Below are 2,830 nucleotides of genomic sequence, written 5' to 3'. Positions count from 1 at the left end.
GCAGCCGCTCAAGGGCGCCCGCATCATCGGGTCGCTGCACATGACCATCCAGACCGCAGTCCTCATCGAGACGCTGACCGCGCTCGGCGCCGAGGTCCGCTGGTGCTCGTGCAACATCTTCTCGACCCAGGACCACGCGGCCGCCGCCGTCGCGGTCGGCCCCAACGGCACGCCCGACGCGCCGCAGGGCGTCCCCGTCTTCGCCTGGAAGGGCGAGACCCTCGAGGAGTACTGGTGGTGCACGGAGCAGGTTGTCGCCGGGTGGCCCGAGGGCAGCCCCGCCAACATGATCCTCGACGACGGTGGCGACGCCACCATGCTCATCCACAAGGGCAAGGAGTTCGAGGCTGCCGGCGCCGTGCCGGACCCCTCCACCGGTGGCTCCGAGGAGTTCGAGATCTTCCTCACGCTGCTGCAGAAGTCGCTGAGCGAGGACCCCCAGCGGTACACCAAGGTCGCCGCCGAGATCATCGGCGTCACCGAGGAGACGACCACCGGCGTCCACCGCCTGTACGAGATGCACCGCGAGAACAAGCTGCTGTTCCCGGCCATCAACGTCAACGACTCGGTCACCAAGTCGAAGTTCGACAACCTCTACGGCTGCCGCCACTCCCTCGTCGACGGCATCAACCGCGCGGTCGACGTCATGCTCGCCGGCAAGACCGCCGTCGTCTGCGGCTACGGCGACGTCGGCAAGGGCTCCGCCGCCTCGCTGAAGGCCCAGGGCGCCCGCGTCATCGTCACCGAGATCGACCCCATCTGCGCGCTGCAGGCCGCGATGGAGGGCTACCAGGTCGACACGCTCGACAACGTCGTCGAGACCGCCGACGTCTTCATCACCACGACGGGCAACAAGGACATCATCACCCGCGACCACATGGCCGCGATGAAGCACAACGCCATCGTCGGCAACATCGGCCACTTCGACAACGAGATCGACATGGCCGGCCTCCAGCAGACCGAGGGCATCGAGCGGATCAACATCAAGCCGCAGGTCGACGAGTGGAAGTTCCCCGACGGCCACTCGATCATCGTCCTCTCCGAGGGTCGCCTGCTGAACCTCGGCAACGCCACCGGTCACCCGTCGTTCGTGATGTCCAACTCGTTCACGAACCAGACCATCGCCCAGATCGAGCTGTTCACCAAGCGCGACGAGTACCCGATCGGCGTCTACGTGCTGCCCAAGCACCTCGACGAGAAGGTCGCCCGGCTGCACCTCGACGCGCTCGGCGTGAACCTGACGCCGCTGCGCAAGGAGCAGGCCGACTACATCGGCGTCCCGGTCGAGGGCCCGTACAAGCCCGACCACTACCGCTACTAGGTCAGAGGGGCGCCTCGCCGCCCATGCCGCCCCGCGCGACGAAGGGCCCGTACTCGCGTACTGGCCCCTCGCCGCGCGTGGAGGCACGGGAGGCGAACCACCGCTCTGACCCTGTGCGACGTGTGACGCCAGTGCCGGCCCGACGCTCGACCCCCCGCGCCTGATGTCCGACGTCACCGACCTCACCCTGGCCGACGCCGGCCGGGACCGGATCGCCTGGGCCGACGCCCAGATGCCGGTCCTGGCCGCGTTGCGCGAGCGGTTCGCGGCGGAGCGCCCGCTGGACGGGATCGTCGTCGCCGCGTGCCTGCACGTCACCGCGGAGACGGCGAACCTCGTCCGCGCGCTGCTGGCCGGGGGGGCGGAGGTCGCCCTCGCGGCAGCCAATCCGCTGTCGACCCAGGACGACGTCGCCGCGGCCCTCGTGTCGCACTTCGGCGCGGAGGTCCACGCTCGCCGGGGCGAGGACCTCGACAGCTACGTGGAGCACGTCGGCAAGCTCGTGGCACGGGCCCCGCAGATCACGCTCGACGACGGCGCCGACCTGGTCAGCGTGATCCACGCCGCCCATCCGGACGTGCTGGCCGGGATGCTCGGCGCGACGGAGGAGACCACCACCGGGCTCGTGCGGCTGCGGGCGCTCGAGGCGGAGGGACGGCTCGCCTGCCCGGTGATCGCCGTGAACGAGGCGCTCAGCGAGCGTGTGTTCAACGACCGCTACGGGACCGGTCAGTCGACCCTCGACGGCGTGTTGCGCGCCACGAACCTGCTGCTCGCGGGCCGCACCGTCGTCGTGCTCGGCTACGGCTGGACCGGCAAGGGCATCGCGCAGCGGGCCCGCGGCATGGGGGCGATCGTCGTCGTGTGCGAGGTCGACGAGCGCCGCGCCCTGGAAGCGCGCATGGAGGGCTACGAGGTCCTTCCCGCACTGGCGGCCGCCGAGCGCGGTGACGTCTTCATCACGGTCACCGGCGTCGCCGGGGTGCTGCGCGCCGAGCACTTCGCGCGCATGAAGGACGGCGCGGTGCTGGCGAACGCCGGGCACTTCGACGTCGAGATCGACCTGCCGGCACTCCGCGCCGCCGCGGTGTCGCCGCCGACCCAGGTGCTCCCGCTCGTCGAGCAGGTGGATCTCGGCGGTCGCCGCCTCAACCTGCTGGCCTCCGGTCGCGTCGTCAACCTCGCGGCCGCCCAGGGCCACCCCGCGGCGGTGATGGACATGAGCTTCGCGAACCAGGCGCTCGCGGCCGAGGAGCTCGTCCTGCGCCGCGGAGCCCTCGGTCCCGGCGTCCACCCGGTGCCCGAGCGGGTCGACCGGGAGATCGCCCGGCTGAAGCTCGCGTCGCTGGGCGTGGAGATCGACGAGCTCACGGACGAGCAGACCGCCTACCGCACAAGCTGGGACCCCGCCCCCTGAGGGAGGGGCGGGCCGCGTCAGGCGGTCCGCACGACCTGCACGCCGCGGCGGGGCGCGGCCACGACGTTGCGCAGCACCGCGCGCTCCGGCGG

The 2,830-nt window shown here is 71.2% G+C and carries 2 protein-coding genes; both read left to right on the top strand.

The window, feature by feature from the left end; translation table 11 throughout:
• On the top strand, positions 1-1,321 hold a 1,321-nt coding region (gene ahcY / locus ABYE80_RS19335; protein WP_372791941.1), incomplete at its 5' end, for an adenosylhomocysteinase.
• Positions 1,322-1,484: 163 nt separating this feature from the next.
• Positions 1,485-2,738 carry an adenosylhomocysteinase gene (gene ahcY / locus ABYE80_RS19330; RefSeq protein WP_372791940.1) on the top strand — a complete coding sequence of 418 codons (1,254 nt, stop codon included), beginning with the start codon at positions 1,485-1,487 and terminating at the stop codon, positions 2,736-2,738.
• The last annotated feature ends 92 nt before the right edge of the window (positions 2,739-2,830 follow it).

Origin of the sequence: Paraconexibacter sp., assembly GCF_041602235.1 — a bacterium.
Lineage (GTDB): Bacteria > Actinomycetota > Thermoleophilia > Solirubrobacterales > Solirubrobacteraceae > Paraconexibacter.
This window is presented reverse-complemented; position numbering and strand designations above follow the sequence as displayed.